This window comes from Bdellovibrio sp. HAGR004 (assembly GCF_055397015.1).
The window spans coordinates 579141-597711 of sequence record NZ_AP029176.1; the positions used below are offsets into that span (position 1 = coordinate 579141).

The following is an 18571-nucleotide window of genomic DNA, read 5'->3' on the forward strand; positions in this document are numbered from 1 at the left end:
TCACAGTGGTATGGGGTTGAGATCAAAGATGGGCAGGCACAAATTGGTGTGACCAAATCCGAAGCCACTGCGCGCGTGATCTTCCAAAACGAAGAAGGAAAGCTGCAGGGCTCAGAGGAAGTGGCAGTGGGAGCGCCGGTGCAGTTTCTGGCGACGCTGACATCAGATGCGACGTATGAATTCGTTTCCGAGCCGGTGATGCCTGTAGTGCGGGACATGATCGAATCTGAGAAAGCAGATCAAGTCACGTTGACAGCCGAACTGCCACGCCCGCTGAAGGTTGATTCCACAATAATTCAGGGAGAGCAGTATGGGACTGTGACCCGCATCCTGGGTTTTGAAAGCACCATTGGGGCACCCAAAGATTTATGGCAGGCCGATCTTCCGCAGAAAAACACCCGCCTTGTGATTCCTGGAAAATCTGGTGGCGTCTTCGTTTATGGATTGGAAATTGCCGATCCTCCGAGACAAAAGGATCGTCGCTTTATTTCCTACCGCGCTCCGAAGGGTACTTATTCTTCCAGAGACCAGGTGCCAGTGCGTGATATAGAAGACAAAGTGACGCCTTGGCATTTCGATGTCCCGCAGAAGTTTGCGATGAATACGGTTCTGTTGGAAGTTCCTGGAGAAAAAGCAAATCACAAAGCATATATGGAAATCTATCGTGCAGGTGCGGGCGAGGCGAGTCTTCGTCTGACCGGTGTGGTGACCAGCGAAAGTGATTATGTGGTCCTTGGTGAAGGGCACGTTTCCTGGTGGTTCAATGATCTTTTTGACTGGCAGAACTATTACTTGTCCAAACAACGATGGGGTGTCAGTGCGAAGTACTTCACTTCGTTAACAAAACTTCCGGCATCCACGGCGGGGGGCGGTTCTGAAGATGTGAATCTGAACGTGGCGGATGTGGATTTACGTTATCGTTTGACTCCGGGACTTTGGGAAAAGGATGAAACTTTGGGTGTGATTCTGGCCTACGAGGCCATGTCCTTGGGGGACACCAATGTTCCAAAGATGGGAGCGGGTCTGTTCTGGGCGCGCTCTATGCCGCGAGTAATTGATTATTGGTTCTCGAAGCTTCCGTTCATGAACTATCCAAAATGGGTTGATATGGAATTCATCAAGTACATGTCGTCCACGGACAGTGACATCACCCTGGGTGATGACTATGTTTTGAATTTCCACGGAAAAGTTTTGTGGACCTCCAGCTTCTTTGGCGAGGCGGGGTTTGGTTTGAAGAACTACTACTACGAGAAAAAGTCTGACGGCTCCGGAGCCAAATTAACGACCTTCTATGGAACCGTGGGGTTGGGGCTTAACTTTTAAACGGAAGGTTGATGAAAAAGAAGCTCACCTTTGTCCATCTTTTTTTGCTGAACCAACTGGTGACCACCCTGGTGCTTTTGACGGTGCTGGGGGTCTATGGGACTCACTTGTTCATTCAGGAGCAAAGAGCATTGCGCGAGCGCATGGAGCCGGCTTCCGTTCGGGAAGTAGAGCGAATGAACCACGATTTTGCCGCTTTGGAGGCCAACGTCCTGAGGCTTAAAAGCATGGTGGAGCTATTTGATGTCATGCCCAAGGGCACGCGCATTGAAAAGTTCCGTCAGTTTGCCTCCACAACCATCGCCAGTCACAGCAGTCAGTTTAATGCTTACGTGGCTTTGGGGCCTCGTCTGGCGAATGAATACTTCGGAAAAAAAGCTTACGTCTATGTCCTGCACCGGGACTTTTCACTTTTCGCCAGTCCACAGTACAATGAACCTTCGACATTCATTGCCGAGGTTTTTTCTGAACCTGGATACGACCGTGACCCTGATCAACAGTGGTGGTGGTTGAATGAAAAGAATCAAAACGTCAATTATTCAGATTTCTACTTCGACAAAGGCTTCATGGAAAAGGTCATGTTCAGTGCGACCACCGGCATCTATAAGGCTGGTAAGTTGGAGGCCGTTGTTGGAATTGACACGTTGGCGGGTGACATTGCCCACCGTCTGGGAAGCTTCAAGCTGGGGGAAACCGGTGGGGCTGTCATTGTGGATGAACATGGGCGCCCCGTGCTGCCCTTGATCGCCAAAGATTTGCCTTTGCTGGGTTACAGATATCTGCGGGCTTTAAGTCAGGACGAATTTAAGTCCATGCCGAAGCTTTCGCAGAAAGTTTTTAATATCCAGGCGCAAAAACAGATTCGGGAGTTTCCCGGCGCTGATGGAAAAACTTATCTGACCTACTCCAATCCGATCAAAGGCAAGTCCTGGCATCTGGTAATCTATCAGGAAAAGTCGGAAGCTTATTCCGGTTTGTACTTCCGTTTGTTCTTCTTTGGATTTGTGGCCTTGGTCACGTATGGCGTCTTTACGGTGATGGTCTGGATGACCGGGAACTACGTGATCAAGCAGGATAAAAAAGCCCTGGCCCAATTGCAGGAGTCCCGGGATCGAGCTGAGGCCGCCACTCGCGCCAAGTCACTTTTCTTGTCCACGATGAGCCATGAAATCCGCACCCCTTTGAATGCCATGCTGGGCTCGGCGGAACTGTTGAGCGAAACGCCGCTGGGTTATGAACAGAAAGAACTCTTGAGCTCTTTGCAAAGCGCAGGAGAAACCCTGCTTAGCATGTTGAACAATATCCTGGATTATTCGAAGTTCGAGTCCGGCCGAATGCAGATGGAAAGTCGTGAGTTTCTGCTGAGCGATCTGGCGCGTGAGGTTCAGGCGTTGATTGCCACGGCAGTGCTGCGCAAGAATCTGCAGTTTGTGTTTCATCCTCCGGAGTATGATCGGTGGATTGTGGGGGACTCCCTGCGTTTAAAGCAGGTGCTGATGAATCTTCTGGGGAATGCAGTGAAGTTCACAGATCGTGGGGTCATTGAGCTGACCATTCAGCCCTATCCAGCCGCAGAAGATGGTCGTGAAGTGATCTTCTTTGAGGTCAAAGACACGGGCATCGGTATCGCGAAAGAAAATCTGAAGAAAGTCTTTGATGAATTCGGGCAGGAAGATTCTTCCGTCACCCGACGCTTTGGGGGAACAGGGCTGGGGTTGAGTATTTCCCAGCGAGTGGTGCAGTCCATGGGGGGCGAACTTTATTGTGAAAGCCGCCAGTTTGTGGGTTCACGTTTTCACTTCTCGCTGCAGTTTGTTTCGCGCAAGGCAGAGTTGTGGAACCGTCGTCTGGCGATGGATCTGAACCTGGCCCCCGCAGTCCCCGTGACGGATGCGGCCCCAAAGGTGGTGGACAGTGGTCGTCGCACGGTCTTGATCGTGGATGACATGGAAGAAAACCACACGCTGTTAAAAGCGTATATCAAGCGCTTGGACTTTGTTGCCACGGAGTCCGCCTATAATGGTTTTGAATGTCTGGAAATGTGGGAAAAGAATCACTACGACCTGATCTTTATGGACGTGCAAATGCCGAAGATGTCGGGTTTGGACACCATTCGCAAGCTGCGTGAAATAGAACGGGTGCGCGGCCTGCGCCGGACCCCAGTGGTGGTGATTTCAGCCAATAACTTTACAGAAGATATCGAGAAAAGCCTGGTTGCCGGTGCCGATGAACACCTGGGTAAGCCGGTGCGCAAGCAGACGGTGCTCGAAGTGGTTCAGAAGTACTGTTCGCAGAATATTGAAACCGCTCAGGTCTAATCTATTTGCACCCACAAAAGTGAAAACTATCAAGACAGCGTTAAGTTCTTAACAGCTATTCCCGATATTACTTAGGTCTGAGCCCGGAACGGATCTTGCCTCTATTCATTATGAAACGGGTAAACAGGGGGAATTCATGACTAAGCGTTTGGCAGTGTTGGCTGGTACAGTCTGTCTCATTGTGGGATTTCAGAATTGCAGCCAAAGTGCACTTCAAACATCCGAAATGGCATCCATGAACGATGTCTCTGTGATCGTGCCTCCGGCGGCTGGTGGCGAGTCCCCCACAGAAGCTAGCAAGGTCACCTATGTTGAAATTCCCAATATCTCTGAGGACGGCGCAGTATCTGCAAAGGCCTCCGAAGTCAGCCCTTACCGACTGGTGATTGCAATCGATTCGGGAAAAATTCATCTGGTTGATGATGGAAACAACATTCTGCAAGAGCGTTGTTTGGGGTCTGCCAATCTGGCGGAACTTAAAACAATCCTGAGTGGTTCCTCTGTGTGTGCGGCGCCGGTGAAATCGAATGATATTTGTGCGATGAAGTACACGCCAGCTTATGCCTCTTTATATGCAGATGAAAAGCGTGTGAATCTGGGTGAAGAAAAAGACTCCTGCGGCCGGGGTCGCCAGGATTTGTGTGGCGGTTTGGCTGATGTTTTCCAAGCTTACGTCGCCCATGTCCGCGCCAACTGGTCGGACATGAGCTGCGAATAGCCAGGTCTTTACAGACCCAGCATTGATTTGATCTTACTGAAGGCTTCGTTCATTTGCGCACGATTTGGTGCGGCCCCTTGAGCGAAGTCTGGGCGACCGCCCCCTTTACCACCCATAATACCAGCAACTTCCTTCAAAAGATCGCCGGCTTTGGTTTCGGAGGTGATCTCTTTGGAAACACTCACGATGATCGGGTGACTGCCGTCCCCCTGACCAACCACAACCACGATGCCAGACTGGATTTTGTTTTTCAGATGATCAGTGACCTCTGCCAGAACCTGGCGGTCATCCAAAGGAACATCCGCCAATACTAGTTTCGCAGAAGCGCCGGCTTTGGTTTTGAAGGTCAGGGCTTTGGCAGCAAGATCATCGACGTTGACCTGTCCACCCTGCAGTTTCTTCATTTCTTTTTCCAGCTGCTTCACCTGATCTTTCAGGGACTCCACACGGTTTGCCAAAGTGGCTGTTTCGCCGGTGGTTTCCAGATGCTTGATATAGTGCGGGCTTTTTTGGAAGCCTGCGGCTGCCAAAGCATCATCCAGATGATTTACAGCACTCATCACATAGTGAACGGCATTGTCAGCAGTGATTGCCTCGATACGGCGAACGCCTGAGCTGACACCTGCTTCAGAAACGACTTTGAACAAGCGGATTTCGGAAGTGTTCTTTACGTGTGTGCCGCCGCACAGTTCGCAAGAGAAATCCCCCATCGTCAGAACGCGCACGTCGCTTGCGTACTTTTCCCCAAACAGTGCCATGGCCCCTTTTTCAAGGGCGGCCTTGTGGGACATCATCTCGGTTTGCACCGGATTGGCACGCGCGATCTGTTCATTCACCAGGTCTTCGATTTTTTTGATTTCTTCAGTGGACACCGGCTTGTTGTGAGTAAAGTCAAAGCGGGTCTTTTGCGAATCAACCAAAGAACCGGCCTGAGTCACATGCGTGCCCAGTACTTTGCGAAGAGCCGCGTGCAACAAGTGAGTTGCAGAGTGGTTCGCAGCCGTATTGCGTCTTTCAACTGGGTCCACGCCCGTCACAACGGCATTGCCCACTTTGAACGAGCCGTGTTCGATCTCAACATGATGAAGAACGATATCGTCGATTTTTGTGGTGTTCACGACACGCGCACGGTGGGTGTCCTGCATGATGTAACCCACGTCACCGGACTGACCTCCTCCTTCACCATAGAAGGTTGTTGCATCCAGAATCATCAAACCGGAATCGCCGGTTTTGAGTTCTGAAACTTCAGCCTGGCCATTGGAAAGGGCCATCACTTTACCGTCGCCGATGGTTCCTTCATAGCCCAGGAAGGTCACTGTTTTGCCGGACTGAAGATAGTCTTTGGCAAACTTGATCATGTGAGCTTCGTCAGCGCCCATGGATTTGCCTTTCCAGGAGGCTTTGGATTTGGCACGGTTGTCTTCCATTTCCTTTTCGAACGCGGCTTCATTCACTTCGATGCCTTGTTCGTTGGCTATCACGCGAGTCAGATCGGCAGGGAAGCCATAGGTGTCATACATACGGAAGACGACTTCGCCGGAAAGCTCTTTAACGCCTTTGGCTTTGGCCTTGGAAAGTTCATCGGCCAGAATCGCGGTCCCTTTGTCCAAAGTGGCGATGAAGCGGTCTTCTTCGTCACGGATGGTGTTGATGATATGGTCGCGACGGGTTTTCAGCTCTGGATAAACAGAGCCCATACTTTCAATCAACGCTTCCGCCATGCCAGGCAAGAAGGATTTGTCAGCAGAAAGCTTGCGCCCGTAACGGATGGCGCGTCTCATGATACGACGAAGCACGTAACCGCGGCCTTCATTGGATGGCAAAGCGCCGTCAGCAATCAGGAAAGACGTGGAACGGCAGTGATCGGCCAGTACGCGCAGAGCGGCTGTAGTTTCCGCCGCCGCGGGGTTTTTCGCCAGCACCTCTTTGTCTGTGATGTATTCAATACCACCGATTTTGCAGGCATGTTGAATCATCGGCTGGAAGAGATCGGTGTCATAGTTGTTAAACACACCCTGCATGGCTGCAGTCATGCGCTCCAGACCGCCACCAGTGTCCACAGAAGGCTTCGGCAGTGGAGTCAGAGTGCCCGGAGGATTTTCAAAGTACTGCATGAAGACCAGATTCCAGATTTCCACGAAGCGGTCTTCGCCGGCCGCGATGCCTTTGTAAGGATCGTCGATGGTGCCAGCTTTGGGGCCGTGATCATAGAAGATTTCTGTGCACGGACCGCAAGGACCGGTGTCACCCATCTTCCAGAAATTGTCTTTGTCGAAGCGGAAAATGCGCTCACGCGGGACACCTTCCTGGGTGTGCCAGATGTCGGCCGCTTCATCGTCAGAAAGGTGAACGGTCACGTAAAGCTTTTCTTTCGGGATCTGCAATTCTTTTGTCAGGAATTCCCACGCAAAGTGAATTGCATCCTTCTTGAAGTAATCGCCGAAAGAAAAATTCCCCAGCATCTCGAAGAACGTGTGGTGACGTGCGGTGAATCCCACGTTTTCCAAGTCGTTGTGTTTACCACCGGCGCGCACGCATTTTTGTGCGGTCACGGCGCGGTTGTAGTCTCGCTTCTCAAGACCCAGGAATGTGTTTTTAAACTGATTCATTCCGGCGTTGGCGAAAAGCAACGTAGGATCATTTTCAGGAATCAGGGAAGAAGAGGCGACATGTTTGTGTCCGTTCTTCTCAAAGTATTTGATAAAGGCGTTTCTGATCTCAGAGCTTTTCATAAATAACCTTTCTTACGGTCTCAGAATCGAATCCACGGGAAGCCAGCAAGCGGCCCACACGGGCTTTTTCCTCACGGGAAAAACTGTGGTCCTCGTCGTACTTATTTTTGACAATCGCCAGCGCCTTTTCAAGCTCCAAAGCGCGATCGGTCTCAATAGTGGGAAGACCTTTTTCCTTAAGGTAGTTGTTGATGTAATAGATGCCTTTGTTGCGGCGATGAAGCATGTCGGCCAAACGATGGGCCAGGTCCAACGGGTCACCCAACCAGCGGTTGTCTTTGGCGAACTCGATGGCCTCGTCGATGATATCCCCCACGTCATCTTCGTCCGAGAACTTTTCGCGCAGCTTGGTGCGCAGTTCTTTTTCGGAATGGTCCCGGCGCGCGATCATGTCCATGACCTTCTTTTTGGCGGCTTGTCGGGTTTTTAGGGGATCTTTCTCTCGGGACATAGGGGAAATTAATACCCCGTTTTTTATTTCTTGCGAAGGATAATTTCAGTCAGCTCGCAATATGTTCCCAGGCGCAACTGAGGTCCCCAATAGCCGGTTCCCTGATTGACATAGAGCTGCATGTCGCCGATGCGGTACAAGCCCTTGTTGTAGCGCTGGAAGAATACAATCAACAGGTTCCATGGAAAGAACTGACCACCATGAGTGTGACCGGAAAGCTGCAAATCCACCCCCAGCTTTTCGATTTTTTTAGCCAATGCCGGCTGATGGGACAAAAGGACCTTAAAGCTGTCCGTTTTCAGCTGAGCATGCACCTTGGCCAGGTCCGGTCCTTCTTCTTTGAAATGGTTGGCGGCAGGGTCGGGGATGCCGATCATCTGCAACTCGGCAGTTCCGAAACGAAGGGATTCGGCCTGGTTAATCAGGACCCGGAACCCGATGTCGCGAAAGGCCTGAAGGCTCTTACTGCCGTTCCAATAGTATTCGTGGTTTCCGGGCACGTAGTAGATTCCGTGTTTAGCCTGAAGACCTTTTAAGATCTGGAACTCTTCGTGGTGCTTTTCCGCGAAGCTGTCCAGTATGTCCCCGGTAAATACGATCAGGTCGGCATCCAGGCGGTTCACCTGCGCCACCAGTTTTTTTACCAGCCGAACAGGCAGGCTGGGGCTGATGTGCAGATCGGTGATATGAACAATGCGCAGGTTTTCCAAGTCGGAGGGCAGATGAGCAAACTTGATGGGCACCGTTTTATTAAAGGCCCCTTTGCGCACGATCAGATGACCTACAAGGATGAATAACAGCGGAAGCCCCATCAGTGTCGTCGTGGCCTGAGCGCTGTAAAGCGTTTCCAACGACAAGGATTCAACCGAGATCTTATCCGCAAATGCCAGGACGTCACGCAGAATTACAAACGAAATCAGAAAGTTGATATAGGCCATGACTGTCAGGGCGCCGTTCATAAAACGATCGCGCCATGGATTGTGGTCCGGACGCTTTTCGCGCAGAAGAAGTGTGAAGCTGCCTAGGACCAGGGCGAACAGGAAGGCCAGAAAGCTCACCAGCAAAGTTGTGCCTTGCCACGAAAAATCTGTGAAGCGAGTCAATTGGTGCGAAACATAGACGAAGATCACAAGAACAAAGGTGCTGGCGATAGTGCGAAAAATTCCCATGGATTTTTTTAACATGTCCCCTTGTCTTTGCACAGTCCAATGTAGAAACACACGTCGGCGAGTCGAGTTAGAAGTGCTAACCTTAGAAAATCCCTGGAGGTTTGTATGAGCTTTCGCAATGAATTTGAACAGGCGAGGGATTTTTTAATCCTGCATCGCTCGGATTATGATTATGCCTATAAAAACTTCCGCTGGCCGCGCTTGGATGAATTCAATTGGGCCCTTGATTACTTTGACCCAATGGCCAACGGCAACAGCAAGATTGGACTGTGGCTGGTGGATGAAACGGGGCGGGAAAAGAAATTCAGCTTTTCAGAATTGTCCCGACGATCTAATCAGGTTGCCAACTTTATGCGAGCTCAGGGATTGCAAAGAGGTGATTCCATCTTTCTGCTGATCGAAGATGATGTGGCCTTGTGGGAAATCATGCTGGCGGCGATGAAGGTGGGGGCCATCCTGGTGCCCAATAATCCGCTGTTATCCCAACAGGAACTGAAAGACCGTCTGGATCGGGAAAAGATCAAACTCATAGCCACAACCAAGTCTCACACTGCAAAGTTTGATGTGGTGGCCTCTGGAGTCATTCCCATTGTTGTTGATGGTGAGCAGGAGGGCTGGATTCATTACGAAAACGCCTATCTGGAAAGTTCAGAGTTTGAGCCTGAAGGGAAAACCAAGGCGACCGATCCGCTGTTTCGCTATTTTATTTCCACCAGTGGTGTGAAACCCAAAGCTATCGAACACAGTCACGGCGGGTTCGCGGTCGGGCATTTGTCGACCATGTACTGGATGGGCTTGCGTCCTGGGGATGTGCACCTGGCGATCAACTCCACAGGCTGGGCGATGCACGACTGGAATTCGTTCATTGTGCCTTGGAATGCCGAAGCGACGGTCTTTGTCTTCAAGGAAAAACGCTTTAATGCACGGCTGATTCTGGATGTGCTGGAAGAATATCCAATCACAACCCTGTGCGCGCCACCGACAGTTTGGCGGCTGCTGGCTCAGGAAGAGATTGCTGCCAGTGAAATCAGTCTGCGTGAAGTGATAAGCACAGGTGAAGCATTGACGGCGGATCTTATCGTGAAGATTCACAGTGCCTGGGGACTTTTCCTGCGGGATGGGTATGGACAGACAGAAACTGCCACGTTGATAGGAGTGCCTCCTGGGGAAAAAGAAAGTCTTGGGACCACCGGGAAAGCCATGCCAGGCTTTAAAATCGCGCTGCTGGACGGACAAGGGGAGCAGAGCGACACTGGGGAAATCTGTGTGGATATCTCAGGCAATCCATGGGGCTTGATGAGCGGGCTGGACAGCACTCAAAAATATTATCACACGGGGGATTCGGCCTATGTCGATGCTTCTGGAAATTATACTTACTGTGAACGCATCGATGGATTGTTTAAGTCCTCGGGTTACCGCATCAGTCCTTTCGAGCTTGAATTTGTTCTGAAGGACTTCCCGTCGATTCGGGATGTGGTGGTTGTTCCCAGTCCGGACCCCGTGCGTGAGGCCGTTCCCAAAGCTTTGGTTTCTGTTGTAAAAGGGGTGGAGCCCACCAAAGAGCTGGCTTTGGACATTATGAACTTTGCGCGCACCAGACTTTCACCGTTTAAACGGATCCGCCGCCTGGAGTTTATGGAAATTCCCAAAAACACGGCCGGCGAAACTTTGCGTTCTGACTTGATTGCGATGGAAAAACAAAAGCGCCAAAGCGGTGAACGGGCGCCCTATGAGTTCTGGGAAGAGGATTCCAAGATCAGCATTGCCGACACCTGGGCGCAGGAGCTGCCGTAGGCAAGCCAGTGGAAGTTCATGCAAAAAAAAGAGGGCGGTTTGATCTGTACCCCAAAAAGTGGACAGATAAATAAAAGGGTCCTCTAAGTGAAACCTCGGCATTCTGCCGGGGTTTTTCCTTTTAAGCCCCATTGGGGACGTTCGTTATTGTAGTAGTTAATATAACGGTCTATCTCTGCTACCAATTCCTCAAACGTATGGCAACTTTGAAGATCCACTTCATCTTTTAAATGACCAAAAAAACTTTCTATAGGCGCATTGTCCAGGCAGTTGCCTTTTCTGGACATGGACTGGGTGACACCCCACTTAGACAAAAGATCTCGATACGTCTTGGATGTATAGTGACACCCTTGGTCCGAATGCATGATCAAACTCTCTGGCTTTCGGCTGAATAGGTCTTCCAGGCCTCGAATCGCAACGTGTAGTCCAGCTCCAGGAGAAACCGTATAGTGGACGATATCTTTCACTGCCAAGTCTTTTACGGCTGACAGATAAGCCCTGTTTCCTTTGCCATAGTCTAAGTAGGTAATGTCTGTTGAATAAACTGTGTCTTTCTTTTCAACATTAAATTGCCTGCTTAGGATGTTCGGACTTACCCGGTGTTCCTCACCTGATGCCCAGCCTTGCTTGTACTTATTCTTACGTCGGATAGTCGCCTGAAGGCCGTACTTCTTCATTAACCGTCTAATTTTCTTCAGGTTCATGTTGATCCAGAAGTGGCGTTGCAAAAGCATCTTTATTGTCCTAGCGCCGGCTTTACCCCTTCTATACGCAAAAATGATTTGCACCCATTCCGCGTCTGTTGTGATGACCTGGGGAGATGCTCTTTGGGCAAACCAGTAGTAATAGCCACTGGTACTGACTTGAGCCTGAGCGCACAGCCTGCTGAGACATAGATCAGGCCGATGATTGACCGCCTTGCTAATCAACGCGAACTTTTCTTGTTTGCGTATTTTGCCTCCAAGGCGCGGAGCTTTTTTAGGAAGTCGTTCTCCGCGCGAAGATAAGCGATTTCATCTTCTGCTGATTTAAGCTTTTTTCCCTTGGGTCGACCTGTAGACTTAGAACCTCGGCGGTCTTTCTTTAATCCACCTTCTTGGGTAGACATCTTTTCCCAACGCTGAAGGCACTTCTTGGCATAATCCACACCAAATAAGGATAGGTTAATACCAGCATCTTTAAAAATTTGACTAGGAGTTTGTCCCTCTTCCCGAAGCCTTAAGGCCCTAACCTTAAATTCGGGGGTATAGGCAACATTGGACTGCGTTACCTTTAGAACATTCGGATTCTTCTCAAGATCTCGGCGATCTCTTTCGGACAGTGAGCCCATGATCTGCTTCCTTTTTATACGAAAATACCCCAAAAATGGGACAGGGTCTTTTATTTTCCTGTCCGAAATTTGGGGTACAGATCAGTTTGTACCGCCCTTTTCTTATTGGAGTCCGACTCCCATCAAAGATTTCATTTCTTTCAATGTCTGGTGGACCTTGGTCTGCGCCTTCAGAGAACCCTCTTTGCAGATTTTCAGAACTGCCTGTGGGTCCTGAGCGTACTGCGCACGACGTTCGCGCATAGGGGCGATGATCGTGTTGAGAACCTCGGTCAGCCGCACTTTCAAAGTGCCATCCCCCAGACCGCCGCGCTGATAGTGTTCTTTCAGTGCAGCGACTTCGTCTTTTCTTGGATCGAAGACATCCAGGAAGCTGAAGACCACGTTGCCTTCCACTTTGCCTGGATCTTCAATGCGGATGTGCCCTGGATCAGTGTACATCTTTTGAACTTTCTTTTTGATGGTGTCAGCATCGTCGGAAAGATAGATGGCGTTCCCCAAAGATTTACTCATCTTCGCCTTGCCGTCGATGCCTGGCAGACGGCCAGCCACACCCGGCATACCTTTCACAGGCTTAAAGAAGTCCGTTTTATAGATATGGTTGAAGCGCTGAGCGATTTCGTTGGTCTGTTCGATCATTGGATTTTGATCTTCACCGGCTGGGACCAGATTGGCCTTGAATCCCAGAATGTCGGCGGCCTGGCTGACGGGATAAGTCAGGAAGCCGGCAGGCAAGGATTTTTCCAACCCTTTTTGCTGGATTTCCGTTTTTACGGTGGGATTTCTTTCCAGGCGTGCCACGGTGACCAGATTCATGAAGTAAGTGGTCATCTCAAACAGTTCTGGGATTTCAGATTGAACGAAGATCGTGCTTTTCGCCGGATCAATACCCGCCGCCAGATAATCCAAAGTTACTTGCAGAATGTTTTCGCGAACTTTGGTGGTGTCATCGTAGTTGTCCGTCAAAGCCTGAACGTCTGCGATGATGACGTATTGATCGTGGGAGTCCTGAAGATCCACGCGGTTTTTAAGCGATCCAACATAATGGCCAAGATGGAGGGGACCTGTTGGGCGGTCGCCCGTAAGAATGATTGGTTTCATAAAAAAGCTATAGCATTAACGGAAGTGGCTGGGAACTGAGTTCTGGAAAGAAAATAGGTCGGCCCCGAGAGTCTTAGAGGTGAAACCAAACATTTTAGTTTCCGGCGTTTGATCTACAACTGGAGAGCTATCAGAGTGTCTACGAAGTAGACCAAGCTAGCCAACAGAATCATCCAACGAATCATGGGGCCTCCGTGAAGGCAGTATGCGAAAAGGACTCGGAGAAGTCGAATCGCTAATTTTGATGGAAGCCATAAGTTTTTCGCACTGAGTTATAATCAGTCGAAGGTGAAAGCCACTTGAAAATATTTTTGGTTGGTTTGCAGTTGAGCCTTTTTTGTGACGGGAACTTGCCTGTTGGGAGGTCGAAAAATACGACGTTGGGTATGCAGTCCGAGTGTTTTGAGATCTATAACAAGCAAAACGGGCACACGTACTCTTTCCGCCCCTTTTCCATCGAACGTGATTTTGATGTCTACTCCAAGTGGATGAATCAGTCGTACGTATCGCAATGGTGGAACTTGGCAAAATCTCCGGCGGAATTAAAAACTCATCTGGAAAAAGAACTCGCAGATAAACATCAGAGTCTTTTTATCGGTTGTGTGGATGGGGTTCCCGTCAGCTATTGGGAACGCTATTGGTTGCAGCAGGATATTCTGGGTCGCTATGTGGAAACTCAGCCCTTTGATCAAGGGTTGCATTTCCTTATTGGTGAAAAGGAATATCTGGGCCGCAGATTCACACCGTCGCTGATTGCGGCTTTCTTGAAATTTCTTTTTCAGGATGTGCGCACGCAGCGGGTTTTTGGTGAACCGGACATCAACAACCGCATGGTGCTTCGCTATGCAGAAGCCACGTGTTTTGAGATGCAGGGAGTGGTGGAGATGCCGGAGCGCTCTTCGGCGGTGATGGTCTGCCGTCGGGAAAAATTCTTCACAAAATATTCGGCTCAATCCGGCGAGCTCTGGAGGTCTTCTTTGCGGGAACCTGTGGGCTTCCATCAGGAACTGCACCTTTAGTTCTGACGCTTCTCATTCTGCATTGCAAGGCCTGTGGGTCCGGCGTACGTCATCGGTATGATGACAAGCTTTCTGATACAACTTGCGACTATGTTCGGTATCGGCCGTTTTCCCAAAGGCCCCGGTACTGTCGGCACCCTGGTGACTATTCCTATTGTCATTCTTTTAAGCAAACTGGGGCCGCTCTATTATATGGGGGCGGTGATTTTGCTGCTCCCAGTCGGAATCGCGGCCTGCGAAGCTTATGAGCAGGTTAAGGGCGGTCATGATCACAAAGAGATCGTAATTGATGAGGTTTTAGGTTTTCTGATTACCATGGTTTGGCTGCCAATGACATGGCAAGCCATTTTAATCGGTTTTGCCTTGTTCAGAGTGCTGGACATCACAAAGCCTTTATTCATAGGATATTTAGATAAGAAGATCCAAGGAGGACTTGGGGTGATGATCGATGACGTGGCCGCGGGGATAATTGCGAGCCTCATCATGCAAGTGATCTACACTCAAACCAACTGGTTGGGCTCTCAGATCGTGGTGATCAGTCAATGACACCCAACGATCAGAAGCTTCAAGAACTCATTCGATCCCTTCGCAACCAAAAACTCACAGTGGGTTTTGCGGAAAGTTGTACTGGAGGTGCACTTTCGGCTTTTGTAACAGAGCAAGCAGGCGTGTCCGACATATTTCTAGGCTCTGTGGTTTCTTACTCTAACGAGGCGAAGGTGGATCTTCTGGGGGTTCGTCGAGACACTCTCATGCAAGAGGGTGCGGTGAGCGAGACAGTCGCTCGTCAAATGGCGCACGGAGTGCGTCGTCAGCTTAAAACTGATTGGTCTGTGGCAATCACAGGTATCGCTGGTCCGACAGGTGGAACACCGTCAAAGCCAGTGGGCACTGTATGCTTTGCCATCGCTGGACCGGGTTTTGAAGATTCCCGAAAAGAACTCTTTTCAGGCGATCGCAAATCCATCCAGATGGCTTCGGTAGACTACGCAGTGTCTTGGCTGAAAGAAGTTCTCGACAAGAAATAGTAAAAGGCCCCCGGCCTGAATTTTAAACAATAAAAGTGTCGTGACAGAAGTCACGAGAGAGGGACGACAGATGGCAAACGCTACTGTAGACAACAAAGCAAACTCAGAAAAAATCAAAGCCCTTGAATTGGCTGTTTCGACTATCGAAAAGCAATTCGGTAAAGGCTCTATCATGCGTCTGGGCGCGAACGAATCTTTGGTTAAAGACGTTGAAGCGATCAGCACGGGTGCATTGAGCTTGGACATCGCTTTGGGTATCGGCGGTCTTCCCAAAGGTCGTATCGTTGAAATCTACGGACCAGAGTCTTCTGGTAAAACAACTCTGTGCTTGTCTGTTATCGCTCAAGCTCAGAAAAAAGGCGGCGTTGTTGCCTTCGTCGATGCGGAACACGCGTTGGACGTAAACTATGCTCGTAAACTGGGTGTGAACACGGAAGATCTTCTGATCTCCCAGCCAGACACTGGTGAACAGGCTTTGGAAATCACTGAAACTCTTGTTCGCTCCGGCGCGATCGACGTATTGGTTGTCGACTCCGTAGCAGCCTTGGTTCCTCGTGCAGAGATCGAAGGTGACATGGGTGATTCCCACGTTGGTTTGCAGGCTCGTTTGATGTCCCAGGCTTTGCGTAAGCTGACTGCGGCGATCAACCGTTCCAACACTCTGGTTATCTTTATTAACCAAATCCGTATGAAAATCGGTGTTATGTTCGGGAACCCTGAAACAACTACGGGCGGTAACGCTTTGAAATTCTACTCTTCTGTTCGTTTGGATGTACGCCGTGTGGGCGCGATCAAAAACGGTGAGGACGTGACTGGGAACCGTACTGCGGTGAAAGTTGTTAAGAACAAAATGGCACCTCCATTCACCAAAGTTGAATTCGACTTGATGTACGGTGAAGGTATCTCTGAAGAGGGTGACCTTCTGGATCTGGCAGTGACTGCGGGCATGGTTGAAAAATCCGGCGCGTGGTTCTCTATCAACGGTGAGCGCATGGGCCAAGGCCGTGATGCTGCGAAGACCTTCCTGAAAGAGCACCCGGAGTACATGACTGAACTTCGTAAGAAGATCCTTGCGGCCAACGGTATCGGCAAACTTTTGGTTGATACCAACGGCAACAACGGCGAAGACCACGAAGGTGTTGAGCCAGAAGTTGAAGCTGAAGACGCTCCGAAAAAAGGCAAAAAAGGCAAACACTAGCTCGCGCCAGCGGCAGAGCTGGAGCTCGGCCCCGCCGGCAGTCGGCCCCGCCGGCAGTGCTGGAGCGACGGCAGTCGCGCAAGCTGAAGCAACTCCAAAACCCACTCCTAACAAGAGTGGGTTTTGTTTTTTTCCCCACCCTAAAGGTACCTGCTCACTTTTGCAGAAGCTGCGCGTAAAATGGAAGAAATCCAACGCAGAGCTTCTGCAAAAGTGAGCAGGTACCTTTTATGATTAAGATTAAACGAGTTTATGAAAAGCCTAGTCGGGATGATGGTTATCGTGTTCTTGTCGATCGTTTGTGGCCGCGGGGAATTAAGAAGGAAGAGCTGAAATTCAGTGAGTGGCCCAAGGAGATTTGTCCCAGCACGGAGCTGCGCAAAGAGTTCGGACACAAGCCCGAAAAGTTTTCTGAATTCAAAACGGAATACAAAAAAGAACTCAAGGCAGCGGCAGCCCAAGATAAGCTCGCTGAGTTGGCGGAGCGTGCGCAAGCTCAGAACGTCACCTTGTTGTATGCGGCTCGGGATGAAAAGATCAATCATGCTCATGTGCTGAAAGAGGTTTTAGAAAAGTTCTGATCTCCCTCTGGCTGAACCTTATGTTTTTTTAATTCAATAAATTCAAATAAAGAGCGAAAACAGCGCTGAACCGTCGTTTATTTACAGTTCAGGTCAAGCGCACCTTGTTATGTCTTTTGACCTAGTTGTGAAGGATGCCCTGTGAGTTTGTTAGTATGAGCCGATGATCAAGTTGGTGATGGGACTAATGTTGGCGATGGGTGTGCAGGCCCAAGGGGTGGGCTTTTTTGAGCCACCGATGCCACCGCCCTTACCCGAGCCGCAAGAGCCAACCTTTTTAAATCCAACAATCTATTACAAGCCCATTATCAAATATGATGTGGATCGCTGCGAAGAGCAGACCCGTGTGGAGATGCTGTCCCCAGAGGACAAAATTCTGACCCGTCTGTGTCTGAAGGACTTTAATAATTGTGTGATGCAAGGGGCTTGCTACGTTCATGATGAAAATGGACGATTCCGGTCGTTCAACTATTATGCTCGTGGCGAGGATGGGGTGCCACGCTTTAAGGAAGTGGATCTGCGAAAGTGCCCCTATGGGTATGGCATGAGAAACGTGTGCCTGGATCCATATCATACGGTCGCAGCCGACTTAAGTATCTATAAGTTGGGGGATGTGATTTTTGTGCCTCGCTTGGAAGGTCAGCGAATGCCTGATGGAACGGAACACGATGGATTCTTTGTCGTGCGCGATGCCGGAGGAGCCATCAAAGGTCCGAATCGCTTTGATTTCTATACGGGTTTTACCAAACCCTTTGTCCCTGAAAACACTTTCCATCGTCTGGGGTTTGCCAATATCAAAAACAGCTTTCCTTTCCGAATGGCAACGGAAGAAGAAGCTGCTTTGGTGCGCGAAAGGACGGGGTATCCCAAGACCAGGAAGGTCATTCTTTTGCCTCCGCACCGCTGATGTCTCAATGTGTCTGGACACCGGGGGTGGCTTCGGGGATGCTCAAGACATGAATGCAAAGACTGTTATATCATTTTGGTTTGAAGAAATTGATCCGCAGCTGTGGTTTGCCAGGAATGAAGAGTTTGATCAACTTCTGCGCGCCCGCTTTTCTGATTTGCATGACCAAGTCAGCAAAGGTGAAACCTATCTTTGGCGAAATTCTCCAGAAGGTCGGTTGGCAGAAATTCTTGTGCTGGATCAGTTTTCCCGGAACATGTTTCGTGGATCAGCGAAGGCCTTTGCCAGTGATGCACAAGCCTTGGTGTTGGCTCAGGAAGCAGTTTCGCAAGGGGATGATATGGAATTACCTCTGCAACAGCGTGGTTTTCTCTATATGCCCTATATGCATAGCGAATCGCCGTTGATCCATGATCAGGCCATGAAGCTGTTTGCGCAAGAGGGGCTTGAGAATTCTTATAAGTTTGAGGTCGCCCATAAAAAGATCATCGATCAGTTCGGACGCTATCCACATAGAAATGCCGTCCTGGGGAGAGAGTCCACGACGGCAGAGTTGGAATTTATGAAAGAACACCCGGGCTTTTAACTAAGGCCCGATATCCTCTTCCAGATCAGCGCACTGAAGGCGGCCCTGATTGGCGCTGACGGCTCGGATGCCGCCGGCATCTTCGATCATCTGGAGATCGCCATCCATTGTGCCATCACTGTTGATGACAATAAGTTCTCGCTCGCTGCCTTTTTGGATATCGACGATCCGCTTGGTGGCTTCGATTTGCTCAATCACACTGCAGCCTTGATTGTTGACGAAGATACGCAGGTCGCCTTCAGCCTGGGCTTGAACGCCGGCCAGAATCAGTGCGGTGATAAAGATCTTTTTCATGGGAACTCCTTTTTAGTTTTGT

General features: G+C 49.9%; 19 protein-coding genes. 12 read left to right on the forward strand and 7 right to left on the reverse strand.

What is annotated here, in order from left to right:
• The first annotated feature begins 48 nt into the window (after window positions 1-48).
• From ACZ5ZV_RS03060 to ACZ5ZV_RS03070, 3 genes are all read left to right on the forward strand, one after another.
• Window positions 49-1323, forward strand: a complete 1275-nt coding sequence (locus tag ACZ5ZV_RS03060) for a hypothetical protein (RefSeq protein WP_464119964.1) — start codon at window positions 49-51, stop codon at window positions 1321-1323.
• Window positions 1324-1334: 11 nt separating this feature from the next.
• On the forward strand, window positions 1335-3641 hold the full coding sequence (locus ACZ5ZV_RS03065) for a hybrid sensor histidine kinase/response regulator (protein ID WP_464119965.1): 2307 nt from the start codon (window positions 1335-1337) through the stop codon (window positions 3639-3641).
• Window positions 3642-3777: 136 nt separating this feature from the next.
• Window positions 3778-4359 carry a hypothetical protein gene (locus ACZ5ZV_RS03070; RefSeq protein ID WP_464119966.1) on the forward strand — a complete coding sequence of 194 codons (582 nt, stop codon included), beginning with the start codon at window positions 3778-3780 and terminating at the stop codon, window positions 4357-4359.
• Between the two features lie 8 nt (window positions 4360-4367).
• On the opposite strand, the gene alaS is transcribed toward ACZ5ZV_RS03070, so the two are convergent.
• From alaS to ACZ5ZV_RS03085, 3 genes are read right to left on the reverse strand one after another with little or no spacing between them, the layout of a single operon-like run.
• Window positions 4368-7091: an alanine--tRNA ligase gene (gene alaS, locus ACZ5ZV_RS03075; protein ID WP_464119967.1), complete on the reverse strand. Its 2724-nt coding sequence runs from the start codon at window positions 7089-7091 to the stop codon at window positions 4368-4370.
• Window positions 7078-7542: a regulatory protein RecX gene (locus ACZ5ZV_RS03080; RefSeq protein ID WP_464119968.1), complete on the reverse strand. Its 465-nt coding sequence runs from the start codon at window positions 7540-7542 to the stop codon at window positions 7078-7080. The genes alaS and ACZ5ZV_RS03080 overlap by 14 nt, the downstream gene beginning before the upstream one ends.
• Window positions 7543-7565: 23 nt before the next feature.
• Window positions 7566-8726, reverse strand: coding sequence for a metallophosphoesterase (locus ACZ5ZV_RS03085; RefSeq protein WP_464119969.1), 1161 nt, complete (start codon window positions 8724-8726; stop codon window positions 7566-7568).
• Between the two features lie 90 nt (window positions 8727-8816).
• Here ACZ5ZV_RS03085 and ACZ5ZV_RS03090 point away from each other — a divergent pair, with 90 nt between their 5' ends.
• The gene (locus ACZ5ZV_RS03090; RefSeq protein WP_464119970.1) at window positions 8817-10505 is read left to right on the forward strand and encodes an AMP-binding protein; all 1689 of its coding nucleotides are present in this window, start codon (window positions 8817-8819) and stop codon (window positions 10503-10505) included.
• An 83-nt stretch (window positions 10506-10588) separates the two neighbouring features.
• Here the strand turns inward: ACZ5ZV_RS03090 and ACZ5ZV_RS03095 are convergent, their stop codons facing one another.
• From ACZ5ZV_RS03095 to trpS, 3 genes are all read right to left on the reverse strand, one after another.
• On the reverse strand, window positions 10589-11434 hold the full coding sequence (locus ACZ5ZV_RS03095; RefSeq protein WP_464117088.1) for an IS3 family transposase: 846 nt from the start codon (window positions 11432-11434) through the stop codon (window positions 10589-10591).
• Window positions 11431-11835 carry a transposase gene (locus tag ACZ5ZV_RS03100; protein WP_464117089.1) on the reverse strand — a complete coding sequence of 135 codons (405 nt, stop codon included), beginning with the start codon at window positions 11833-11835 and terminating at the stop codon, window positions 11431-11433. The genes ACZ5ZV_RS03095 and ACZ5ZV_RS03100 overlap by 4 nt, the downstream gene beginning before the upstream one ends.
• Before the next feature lie 102 nt (window positions 11836-11937).
• On the reverse strand, window positions 11938-12936 hold the full coding sequence (gene trpS, locus ACZ5ZV_RS03105) for a tryptophan--tRNA ligase (RefSeq protein WP_464119971.1): 999 nt from the start codon (window positions 12934-12936) through the stop codon (window positions 11938-11940).
• A 386-nt stretch (window positions 12937-13322) separates the two neighbouring features.
• Here trpS and ACZ5ZV_RS03110 point away from each other — a divergent pair, with 386 nt between their 5' ends.
• The 8 genes from ACZ5ZV_RS03110 (at window position 13323) to ACZ5ZV_RS03145 (ending at window position 18255) form a co-directional block, all read left to right on the forward strand.
• The gene (locus tag ACZ5ZV_RS03110) at window positions 13323-13955 is read left to right on the forward strand and encodes a GNAT family N-acetyltransferase (RefSeq protein ID WP_464119972.1); all 633 of its coding nucleotides are present in this window, start codon (window positions 13323-13325) and stop codon (window positions 13953-13955) included.
• Window positions 13924-14016 (forward strand): hypothetical protein, encoded by a 93-nt coding sequence (locus ACZ5ZV_RS03115; RefSeq protein WP_464121381.1) that lies wholly within the window; start codon window positions 13924-13926, stop codon window positions 14014-14016. Before ACZ5ZV_RS03110 ends, ACZ5ZV_RS03115 begins: the two co-directional genes overlap by 32 nt.
• 29 nt (window positions 14017-14045) lie before the next feature.
• Window positions 14046-14501, forward strand: coding sequence for a phosphatidylglycerophosphatase A family protein (locus tag ACZ5ZV_RS03120; RefSeq protein ID WP_464119973.1), 456 nt, complete (start codon window positions 14046-14048; stop codon window positions 14499-14501).
• Window positions 14498-14983, forward strand: coding sequence for a CinA family protein (locus ACZ5ZV_RS03125; protein WP_464119974.1), 486 nt, complete (start codon window positions 14498-14500; stop codon window positions 14981-14983). Before ACZ5ZV_RS03120 ends, ACZ5ZV_RS03125 begins: the two co-directional genes overlap by 4 nt.
• A 70-nt stretch (window positions 14984-15053) precedes the next feature.
• Window positions 15054-16181 (forward strand): recombinase RecA, encoded by a 1128-nt coding sequence (gene recA / locus ACZ5ZV_RS03130; protein ID WP_464119975.1) that lies wholly within the window; start codon window positions 15054-15056, stop codon window positions 16179-16181.
• Between the two features lie 230 nt (window positions 16182-16411).
• Window positions 16412-16762 (forward strand): DUF488 domain-containing protein, encoded by a 351-nt coding sequence (locus ACZ5ZV_RS03135; RefSeq protein ID WP_464119976.1) that lies wholly within the window; start codon window positions 16412-16414, stop codon window positions 16760-16762.
• A gap of 163 nt (window positions 16763-16925) precedes the next feature.
• Window positions 16926-17669, forward strand: a complete 744-nt coding sequence (locus ACZ5ZV_RS03140) for a 3D domain-containing protein (RefSeq protein WP_464119977.1) — start codon at window positions 16926-16928, stop codon at window positions 17667-17669.
• A gap of 49 nt (window positions 17670-17718) precedes the next feature.
• Window positions 17719-18255: a DUF924 family protein gene (locus tag ACZ5ZV_RS03145; RefSeq protein ID WP_464119978.1), complete on the forward strand. Its 537-nt coding sequence runs from the start codon at window positions 17719-17721 to the stop codon at window positions 18253-18255.
• Here ACZ5ZV_RS03145 and ACZ5ZV_RS03150 read toward each other — a convergent pair whose 3' ends face one another.
• Entirely contained in the window at window positions 18256-18549 is a 294-nt protein-coding gene (locus ACZ5ZV_RS03150; protein WP_464119979.1) for a hypothetical protein, read from the reverse strand. It lies immediately after the preceding gene.
• Window positions 18550-18571: the final 22 nt, after the last annotated feature.

Coding starts and splice junctions, on each gene's coding strand:
- ACZ5ZV_RS03065 (WP_464119965.1), top strand. CDS start 1,335: ATGAAAAAGAAGCTCACCTTTGTCCATCTTTTTTTGCTGAACCAACTG.
- ACZ5ZV_RS03070 (WP_464119966.1), top strand. CDS start 3,778: ATGACTAAGCGTTTGGCAGTGTTGGCTGGTACAGTCTGTCTCATTGTG.
- alaS (WP_464119967.1), bottom strand. CDS start 7,091: ATGAAAAGCTCTGAGATCAGAAACGCCTTTATCAAATACTTTGAGAAG.
- ACZ5ZV_RS03080 (WP_464119968.1), bottom strand. CDS start 7,542: ATGTCCCGAGAGAAAGATCCCCTAAAAACCCGACAAGCCGCCAAAAAG.
- ACZ5ZV_RS03085 (WP_464119969.1), bottom strand. CDS start 8,726: ATGTTAAAAAAATCCATGGGAATTTTTCGCACTATCGCCAGCACCTTT.
- ACZ5ZV_RS03090 (WP_464119970.1), top strand. CDS start 8,817: ATGAGCTTTCGCAATGAATTTGAACAGGCGAGGGATTTTTTAATCCTG.
- ACZ5ZV_RS03100 (WP_464117089.1), bottom strand. CDS start 11,835: ATGGGCTCACTGTCCGAAAGAGATCGCCGAGATCTTGAGAAGAATCCG.
- trpS (WP_464119971.1), bottom strand. CDS start 12,936: ATGAAACCAATCATTCTTACGGGCGACCGCCCAACAGGTCCCCTCCAT.
- ACZ5ZV_RS03110 (WP_464119972.1), top strand. CDS start 13,323: ATGCAGTCCGAGTGTTTTGAGATCTATAACAAGCAAAACGGGCACACG.
- ACZ5ZV_RS03120 (WP_464119973.1), top strand. CDS start 14,046: ATGTTCGGTATCGGCCGTTTTCCCAAAGGCCCCGGTACTGTCGGCACC.
- ACZ5ZV_RS03125 (WP_464119974.1), top strand. CDS start 14,498: ATGACACCCAACGATCAGAAGCTTCAAGAACTCATTCGATCCCTTCGC.
- recA (WP_464119975.1), top strand. CDS start 15,054: ATGGCAAACGCTACTGTAGACAACAAAGCAAACTCAGAAAAAATCAAA.
- ACZ5ZV_RS03135 (WP_464119976.1), top strand. CDS start 16,412: ATGATTAAGATTAAACGAGTTTATGAAAAGCCTAGTCGGGATGATGGT.
- ACZ5ZV_RS03140 (WP_464119977.1), top strand. CDS start 16,926: ATGATCAAGTTGGTGATGGGACTAATGTTGGCGATGGGTGTGCAGGCC.
- ACZ5ZV_RS03145 (WP_464119978.1), top strand. CDS start 17,719: ATGAATGCAAAGACTGTTATATCATTTTGGTTTGAAGAAATTGATCCG.
- ACZ5ZV_RS03150 (WP_464119979.1), bottom strand. CDS start 18,549: ATGAAAAAGATCTTTATCACCGCACTGATTCTGGCCGGCGTTCAAGCC.